Annotated in this window: 4 protein-coding genes; all 4 read left to right on the top strand. The window is 52.9% G+C overall.

Going from position 1 to position 7,952, the window contains the following annotated elements; genetic code table 11:
• The first annotated feature begins 406 nt into the window (after positions 1–406).
• The 4 genes from purL to purF all read left to right on the top strand — a co-directional run bounded on the left by purL (position 407) and on the right by purF (position 7,760).
• Entirely contained in the window at positions 407–3,466 is a 3,060-nt protein-coding gene (gene purL / locus F1593_RS26640) for a phosphoribosylformylglycinamidine synthase subunit PurL (protein WP_149404590.1), read from the top strand.
• Positions 3,466–5,310 (top strand): phosphoribosylformylglycinamidine cyclo-ligase, encoded by a 1,845-nt coding sequence (gene purM, locus F1593_RS29140; RefSeq protein ID WP_216369001.1) that lies wholly within the window; start codon positions 3,466–3,468, stop codon positions 5,308–5,310. The genes purL and purM overlap by 1 nt, the downstream gene beginning before the upstream one ends.
• Before the next feature lie 120 nt (positions 5,311–5,430).
• Positions 5,431–6,195 carry a phosphoribosylaminoimidazolesuccinocarboxamide synthase gene (locus F1593_RS26630; protein ID WP_149404589.1) on the top strand — a complete coding sequence of 255 codons (765 nt, stop codon included), beginning with the start codon at positions 5,431–5,433 and terminating at the stop codon, positions 6,193–6,195.
• Between the two features lie 68 nt (positions 6,196–6,263).
• Entirely contained in the window at positions 6,264–7,760 is a 1,497-nt protein-coding gene (purF, locus tag F1593_RS26625) for an amidophosphoribosyltransferase (protein WP_149404588.1), read from the top strand.
• Positions 7,761–7,952: the final 192 nt, after the last annotated feature.

Genomic DNA, 7,952 nt, shown 5'->3' with positions numbered 1-7,952 from the left:
AATTGGTCACTGACTTCCCACGGTTTGGTTCGGGCCATCTTGGTTTCTCCTTTGCTTGGGGGATTCGTGTTCCTTTCCTTGTTCTTGATTCTATCATCTCCTTCCACGTTTTCGGATAAGTTCTCACGGGTGGAGACGCGCTCAAATCTCGCCTCGGGACGCGTCAATGAACATTGAAGGTTGAGATGGCAGCCAGGTGCAAGAGGATCGGTTCTCTCCACCCATGAAGGGTGGTTGCTACTGAATAGATGAGCCCTGAATACATGGGTAATTTGCCATTCCCGAAATAAAGATGTTACAATGGGCTTGTCCCAGCGGATGAGACCAGCACGGACATTCTATTACTCGCAGTCACCCGGATGTCACTCATTCAAACATCCGGGCAACCAGCCAGGACCAGAGGAACGTGACACTACACCAAATAGAAGTACGGGCAACCGCTGAGCGTTATGATGTCCACGCTCACCAGATTGCTCATGAAATACAACAGTTACCATCAAAACATCTTCCATCACTGGCGGATCAGACCGCCACACCCTCTCTACCTCTTGTTAATACATCTCAACTTTACCGTATCACTGGAGACCTGAGTAATGAACAGATACAGCAGTTGCTCGCAGAGCTTCTGGTTAATCCTGTCATACAACAGGCAACGGTTACAACGGATGCACAGAATGACGCGAATACAGCAACAGGCCATACTGTTGATGTGTTTTTTCATGCTGGCGTAACTGATACGCTGGCAGAAAGCGTTATCTCAAGCGCGCAAATGATAGGGATTTCCGGGTTGGACCATGTCGAAACCGGCCACCGTACGATCTTAAATCCTCGCTTCAGTGAAAGCGAGGCTCATTATATCGCCAAAGCCGTTCTATTTAATCCTGTTATCCAGCACTATACGTTATCTACAACACAGGAACAGCAGGTGCGCTCGCAAGAGTTGCCCAAACTGACCCCGGTCGAGGCAAGCAGCGATACAGATAGTATCGATAATGCTAATCCGGCTGTACGCACTATTTTTATTTCTACGATGACCGATGAGCAATTGCTTGAAGTCAGCCGCGCTGGACTCCTCTCTCTCAATCTGGCAGAGATGCGTACCATTCAGCAACATTATCGCGAGGCGCAGCGCGAACCAACCGATGTTGAGCTAGAAACCCTGGCACAGACATGGTCGGAGCATTGTTCGCATAAAACCTTTAAGGCCACCGTGGAGTATCGCGAAGTCGATCACAATGGCAATACCGTCAAGGAAGAGACGATCTCCAGCCTCTTCAAGCAGTATATTGTGAGCGCGACCGATCAGGTCAAGCAGGACTGGCTTGTCTCGGTCTTTAGCGATAATGCGGGTATTGTTCGTCTGACAGAGACACAGGATGTGGCCTTTAAAGTGGAGACCCATAATCATCCATCAGCGATTGAGCCTTTTGGTGGCGCAAATACCGGTGTCGGCGGAGTTATCCGTGACGTTGTCGGGGTCTCAGCGCAGCCAATTGCCAATACTGATATTCTCTGCTTCGGTCCACTTGATACGCCTGCCGATGATCTACCTGCCGGTGTCCTGGCGCCGCGCCGTATCGCCAGTGGTGTCGTCAGCGGCATTCGCGATTATGGCAATAAGATGGGTATTCCCACCGTCAATGGTGCGATTCTCTATCATCCAGGCTATACCTACAATCCGCTGGTCTTCTGCGGTTGTCTGGGTATTCTGCCCCACGGCAGTCATCCCAGAAACGTTGAGCCCGGCGATCTGATCGTCTCGCTCGGTGGACGTACGGGACGCGACGGTGTGCACGGTGCGACCTTCTCTTCAGGCGAGATGAGCCTGGAGATTAATACCCAGGCCGGAACGGCGGTCCAGATTGGCGCGCCGATCACAGAGAAAAAAGTCACCGATGTGATCATCCAGGCTCGTGATCGTCACCTCTATCATGCCATCACCGACTGTGGCGCGGGCGGCTTTTCTTCCGCGATTGGTGAGATGGGAGAGGAGACGGGAGCGCGTGTGGAACTGAGCAAAGCTCCCCTCAAATATCAAGGACTGGCCCCCTGGGAAATCTGGCTTTCAGAGGCGCAGGAACGTATGATCCTGGCGGTTCCACCAGCTCATCTGAATGAGTTGCTGGAGATCTGTGAGATTGAAGAGGTTGAGGCCAGCATTCTGGGTACCTTTACCGGCGATCATCGCTTGACCCTGACCTATGATGGACAGGTAGTGGCCGATATGGATATGGAGTTTCTCCACCACGGCATTCCAGCCAAGACGCTACCGGCTATCTGGCAACGTCCCGCGACCAGTAAAGGCAACAAGGCACCAACCAGCCTGGAGACGGATATTCAAAGTTCGCTGGCTCCAACCTTACTGGCCCTGCTCCGTCACCCCTCTATCGCTTCCAAAGAAGAGGTGGTGCGGCGCTATGATCACGAAGTACAGGGCGGAACGGTTCGCAAGCCTCTGGTCGGACGTTCAGGCAATGGTCCTGGCGACGCGGCAGTGATCCAACCGCTGATTGAGGATGATCCTACCTCGAAGGCCGGAGTGGTACTCTCGAATGGTGTCAATCCACTTTATGGGAAGATCGATACCTATCATATGGCTATCAACGCTGTGGATGAGGCATTGCGCAATCTGACCGCTGTGGGTGGGGATGTCGCACGGACCGCTATTCTGGACAACTTCTGCTGGGGCAATCCAACCGATCCCGAACAATTGGGAATGCTGGTACGCGCCGTCAAAGGCTGTCATGATGCAGCGGTTGGTTTCGGTACACCCTTTATCTCTGGTAAAGATAGCCTGAATAATGAATATCGCACCGAAGGGCGCCGCCTGCCGGTTATTCCAACCCTGGTGATTTCAGCGCTCAGCGTGATTCCAGATGTCACGCCAACCATTGATATGGCCTTGAAGACACCGGGCAACCTGCTCTATCTGATCGGTGGTACCCGCAACGAGATGGCTGGCTCGCATTATGGTGAGGTTGTCGCAACCGATTCAGTGGCGCAACTCTTCCCCCAGACCTCGGTGCCGCAGGTCAGGATCGCACATGCATTCCAGACCATGAAGACGCTGGGTGAGGCGATCCGTCAGGGATTGGTACGCTCGTGCCATGATCTCTCTGAGGGCGGTCTGGCTGTGGCGGCTGCCGAAATGTCGCTGGCAGGTCTATATGGAGCCACAATTAATATCAATCGCTTCAGCATCCAGGATGGGGCGGCGTTGAGCACGGCAGCGACAACGGTCGCCAAACTCTTCAGCGAATCCGCTACGCGCTTCCTGGTTGAGGTTACCCCCGAACAATTAGGTGCCTTTGAGAAGTATCTGAACGCGAATAAAGTAGAGGAATTCTACCGTATTGGCAGTGTTACTAACACGTCGCGCCTCGTCTTCCAGAATGGAGATGAAGAAGAATTGTTCAGTCTGGGTATTGACGAACTACAAACATCCTGGAAGGGAGGACAGGCATAATGGGCGCATTGCGTGCATTGGTTTTACGTGCGCCAGGCATTAACTGTGATCGCGAAGCGGCACAGGCCTGTCGTCTGGTTGGTTTTGAGACCGATCTGGTCCATATCAATCAACTGCTGAAAACACCGGAAGAGCTGTTAAACTATCATTTCCTTGTGCTTCCAGGCGGCTTCTCCTATGGGGATGACCTGGGATCAGGCACGATTCTGGCGAAGAAGATCCAACTTCATTTGAAAGATCAGTTGGATCGTTTTATCGCCGAGGGCCGTCCGGTGCTGGGCATCTGCAATGGCTTCCAGATATTAGTACGGCTGGGCTTCTTGCCGGGCAGCCTGCCGAATACTCCGGTGCAGGCCACCCTGACAGAGAATGAGGCCGCGCAGTTTGAATGCCGCTGGGTCACGCTGACAGCCCAGCCGAGCAACTGTCTCTTCACGAAAGGGATTGAGCGCCCGCTTGAGATTCCTGTCGCTCACGGTGAAGGCCAGTTTGTCTATGCAGGCGATATCGAAAGCTTACAGGCAAAGGGCCTGGTTCCACTGGTCTATAGCAGCCGAAACGAGCAGTCCAATCTGCCAGTAAGCTATCCCGACAATCCTAACGGTTCAGTCGGCAACGTGGCGGGCGTCTGTAACGTTCAGGGCAATGTTTTTGGCTTGATGCCGCATCCTGAGCGCTATTTGAATGCCCTACAGCATCCTTTGCGCAGGGGACATGCTGGGGATCAGGGAGACGGACTCTTGATCTTCCAGAACGCCTATCGCTATGCGCAGGCTACCACAGGTCAGAATGGTGAGATAGCCAACAAGCAGAATGACACAGCCACTCACTCATATGCGGCAAGCGGCGTCGATGTTGAGGCCGGTGAGCAGGCAGTCCGTCTGATGAAAGAGGCGGTCCGGGTCGCGCAGGGTCCCAATGTCATGGCGGGTGTGGGTGCATTCGCCGGTGTCTTTCGTGCCAGAGCCTTGCAGAAGATGAACCGGCCCGCGCTGGTCGCATCGACTGATGGGGTCGGCACCAAAACGCTCCTTGCCACCCAGGCTGCTCGCTACGATACGATTGGCTATGATATCGTCAATCATTCTGTCAACGATCTGCTGGCGCAGGGCGCGCAACCTCTCTTCTTCATGGATTATCTGGCCGTCAATAAGTTGAATCCTACACAGGCCGCTACCATCGTGCAGGGCGTCGCCAATGCCTGTAAAGAGGCCGGTTGCGCACTGCTAGGCGGTGAGACCGCTGAAATGCCTGATATTTATGTCGAAGGAGCCTTCGATCTCGCAGGCACAATTGTAGGGGCCGTCGAAGAAGAGGATGCGCAGAATGGAACGACCATCGAAGATGGTGATCTCATCCTGGGCCTCCCCTCCAATGGATTGCATACCAATGGCTACTCCCTGGCCCGTCGGGTCTTTGCATCCTATCCATTGGATACTGTTTTTCCAGAACTGGGTGAATCATTGGCCGATGCCTTGCTGCGGCCCCACCGCAGCTATCTCCAGGAGATAACTCTGTTACGTGCCTATCTGGCTGATCGTGGACGCTACATCAAAGGGATCGCCCACATCACCGGCGGTGGATTTAAAGGGAATATCAGCCGTATTTTACCTGCTGGCACACAGGCTATTATCGATACCCAGACCTGGACTGTTCCTCCACTCTTTCAACTCATTACCCGATTGGGGAATGTTGAGAAAGAAGAACTCTACCGTACCTTCAATATGGGTATTGGCATGATCATTGTTCTGGGACCCAAGGCGGCCCTCGAAGCCCGCAGCCGTCTACCAGAAATAGTGACTATTGGCAAGATCACGCGTGGAGAAGGTGTCATTCTAGAGTGAGTGTTTTAGCACAAGCAGCCGTAGTACCGAGGGGGAACTTTTCTACTCAAGGAAGAGTCCCTCTTCGACGCATGTTTTTGATTGGAACAGGTCAGGGTTTCAAGAAAGGATATTCCATCCATGACCAACAATAATGTTCTCTTTGGCCCCCTTCTGACCGAAGGTAAAACCAAAAAGATCTATGCCTATCCTGGCGATGACTCCCTGGTCTATCTGGCAGGCAAGGATCAGATTACGGCGGGCGATGGTGCTCGACACAATGAGATTGCGGGCAAATCACGTTTAAGCACTATCACGACCGCCAACGTTTTCCGCTTACTGAATGAGGGGCAGGTCGCCACCCATTTTGTACGTCAGATCGATGACACGGTTCTACTGGTGAAGAAATGCGACATGTTGCCTATCGAACATGTCCAGCGACGTATCGCGACCGGCTCCTATCTAAAGCGCCATCCCGAAGTGAGTGAGGGCACGCGCTTTGATCCGGTCTTGATCGAAACGTTCTTGAAGGATGATGCTCGCCATGATCCACAGATCTGGTCTGAAGACATCATCAAACTTGGCCTTGCAACCGAACAGGAGATCGCGTGGATGGCACAGGAAGGCCGTCGGGTCTTTGATGTGCTGGAACGCGCCTGGAATAGTGCCAATGTTACCTTAGTTGACCTCAAAATCGAGTTCGGCCGTGATCCAGAGGGAAAATTGCTGGTCGCGGACGTGATCGACAATGATAGCTGGCGTCTCTGGCCTGAAGGTGACAAAACACGTATGCTCGACAAGCAGGTGTATCGCAATCTCCAGGAAGTTACACCAGAGGCATTGCAAGGGATCGCTGACCTGTATACACTGGTCGCGGATTTAACCGGGAAGCTTACGGTTAAATAAGATCGACCACTTCCTTTTTTAGTTTATTTGCTTAAATACACCTAAAAGCAGAATATGAGGAGCCGAGTATGGAGCGACTACACGACGCTTGCGGAATAGTAGGGATCTATATGCCACAGGGCGACGATAGTCTCGACGTGCGGCGTTACATTACCCTGGCATTAACAGCCTTACAACACCGTGGGCAAGAGAGCGCTGGTATGGCCGTCTATGACGAGAACGGTCAGGTGGTCCATCGGGTTGGAATGGGAAAAGTACGCGAAGTATTTCAGGACTCAGGCACGAGTCTGCCAGAAACAAATTGTGGCATCGGGCATGTCCGTTATTCAACCACTGGCTCAAGCTGCGTGGAGAATGCCGGACCATTCGTGGTCGGGGAACGCGATAGTGAATACGATACCATCGCTCTGGCCCACAACGGCAATATCGTGAATGGTGATGCGTTGCGTCAGCTCTTTCCCAACACGGTATTGCGCTCAACTACTGAAAGCGAAATTGTCGCTCTCATGTTGCTTTATGCGCAGGGCAAAACGCTGCGCGAACGCATGATACAGGTTTTTCCAGCTCTGCGCGGCTCCTATAGCCTGGTAATGCTGGCCGAAGGCAAGCTCTTTGCGATGCGCGATCCCTGGGGTATGCGCCCACTGTGTATCGGTCGCATCGGAAGTAGCTGGATCGCGGCCTCAGAGTCCTGTGCCCTTGATCGCATGGGCGCAACCTATGTACGAGAAGTTGAGCCGGGTGAATTTATCACCTTTGATGAAGATGGCATGCACTCGGAATTGCTGGTGAAGGCGCAAAAGACCTCACTCTGCGTCTTTGAACATATCTATTTTTCAGACGCTACCAGTCGTCTGAATGATGCCTATATCTACGATGTCCGCGAAGCGCTGGGTCGCGAACTCGCCCGTGAGCATCCCGTTGATGCTGATCTGATTGTTCCGGTGCCGGACTCATCTATTCCTGCCGCGCTGGGCTATGCCGCTGAGTCAGGCATCAAATATAGTCAGGCCATTATCAAGAATCGCTATAGTGATCGCACATTTATCAAACCTGATCAGCGCCTGCGCCAGCTTGAGGTTGATCTGAAGTTTAACTTCGTGCAGCCGAAAGTGGAGGGTGCGCGTCTGGTGATCGTTGACGATTCTATCGTACGTGGCAATACCATGAAACGTCTGGTCTCGGCACTGCGCAATCGGGGCGTCAAAGAGATCCATCTGCGCTCCAGTGCACCTCCATTGCGCCATCCCTGCTACTTCGGCATCGATATCCCGCAAGAAGATGAGCTGATCGCCGCTGGCCGTACTGTCCAGGAGATTGCCGATTATATTGGTGTTGATAGTCTGGGTTATGTCAGCATGGCTGGTCTGGGACGGGCTATCCAGACCGCCGAGACACCCGAGCGGCATCCAGACGATGAAACCGCGCTCAAATTCTTGAATAAAGAGTTTTGTTATGGCTGTATGGAGACCCAGGGCTGGCCTTTTGATCCCCTTGCGGGCGCCAAACATACCGTTCAACCAGCGACCTTTTTCCCACGCGATACCGCAGTAAAAGGTTTCTAATCAAAGATAAATATGAGTCATCCCGGATTTTTGGGAAACATTTCTAGCACCTAAACGATGCTAAAAACCGAATTGTTTCTAAGTCCGGCGGAAGAACACTTCCAAGTACGGGATGGGCATCATCCCAAAGGCGGCTGATCGCCCACCGTACGCGGTAAAGCGGTGCCAGAGTTTCTCGGCACCGCTTCCCTG

Source organism: Dictyobacter arantiisoli (assembly GCF_008326305.1).
Taxonomy (GTDB): domain Bacteria; phylum Chloroflexota; class Ktedonobacteria; order Ktedonobacterales; family Ktedonobacteraceae; genus Dictyobacter; species Dictyobacter arantiisoli.
Note: the sequence above shows the minus strand (reverse complement) of the source record. Positions and strands in the feature narration are given on the sequence as shown.